The sequence below is a fragment of the Xenorhabdus stockiae genome, assembly GCF_002632825.1.
GTDB classification, from domain to species: domain Bacteria; phylum Pseudomonadota; class Gammaproteobacteria; order Enterobacterales; family Enterobacteriaceae; genus Xenorhabdus; species Xenorhabdus stockiae.
In genome coordinates this window covers 1-1,501 of the sequence record NZ_NJAJ01000117.1, presented here as the reverse complement: position 1 = coordinate 1,501, position 1,501 = coordinate 1, and the positions used below count along the sequence as shown (strand labels likewise).

The following is a 1,501-nucleotide window of genomic DNA, read 5'->3' as shown; positions in this document are numbered from 1 at the left end:
TATCCGCTTGTCATGGCCCCAGTTGCAGACGCAGAAAGAAAACGGGGATACGGTCGGTTACCGCATTGATTATGTGATTGAAGTCGCGACAGATGGCGGCTCTTATTGGGATTTACCGACGCTGGCAGTTGATGGCAAGACGACCACCAAATATGAACGTTCACACCGCATCGATTTACCCAAAGCCCATTCCGGCTGGCAGGTGCGTGTGCGTCGGTTAACGCCTAAGCAGAACAGTAACCGAATTGCTGATGCGATGGTCGTAGAAGCCATTACGGAGGTGATTGACGCGAAGCTGAGTTACCCCGAAACCGCCTTGTTGTTCGTTCAGTTTGATGCCAAACAGTTTCGTAATATTCCGCAGGTTTCCTGTGAGCCGAAAATGCGCGTCATTCGTGTGCCGGATAATTATAACCCGGAAGCCCGTAGTTACTCCGGTGTCTGGTCAGGACAATTCAAATGGGCATGGACGGATAACCCGGCATGGGTGCTGTATGACCTGATGATCAACGACCGGTTCAGTATCGGTTCACGGGTGAAAACCGAAAACTTAAGTCTGGCGAAATGGGATTTATACCGGATTGCCCAGTATTGCGATCAGTCTGTGCCGGACGGTAAAGGGGGTACTGAGCCGCGGCATACCTGCAATGTCTATATCCAGTCACAGGAAGAGGCATGGACAGTACTGCGGGATATTGCCGGTATCTTCCGGGGGATGACCTACTGGGCCAACAATAACATGAACGTGCTGGCGGATATGCCACGGGATGTGGATTATCTCTACACCCGCGCCAACGTGCGTGACGGTAAGTTTGTCTACAGCAGCGCCAGTGAGAAGACCCATTACTCTACCGCGATGGTGAGCTGGTCAGACCCGCAGAACGGTTATCAGGATGCGGTGGAACCCGTCTTCGACCATCGGTTAATCCGCCGTTTTCAGGTCAGGCAGGCCGATGTGACCGCGATTGGTTGTACCCGCCAGAGTGAGGCGATTCGGCGCGGTAAATGGATATTGCATACCAACGAGTATGATCGGATGGTCAGCTTTACTGTAGGGCTGGATGGCAAAATTCCGTTGCCCGGTTATGTTATCGGGGTGGCGGATGAAATGCTGGCAGGTCGTGTTTTGGGCGGTCGTCTCCACAATGCGGACGGACGCAATATTACCTTAGATAGAGTATCGTCAGCGAAAGCGGGGGAACGGTTGATACTGAATTTACCCTCAGGTAAAGCCGAAGGCCGCACCATTCAGGCGGTCAACGGCACTGTGATCACGGTCACGACGACGTATTCTGAAACGCCGATTGCCGAGTCCGTCTGGGCCATTGATGCCACCGATTTAGCCATTCAGTTGTTTCGGGTCACCGGCATTAAAGAAGGGGACGACGGCGTTTCGTTTGAGATTACCGCCATTGAGCATAACCCGGATAAATACGCCCACATTGATACCGGTATTCGTATTGATGAACGCCCTATTTCCCTTATTCCGCCGGGGGTACAG

The 1,501-nt window shown here is 52.7% G+C and carries 1 protein-coding gene; it reads left to right on the top strand.

The window, feature by feature from the left end; genetic code table 11:
- The coding region (locus Xsto_RS20660; RefSeq protein WP_141554559.1) for a TipJ family phage tail tip protein at positions 1 to 1,501 on the top strand (1,501 nt) is incomplete at both ends.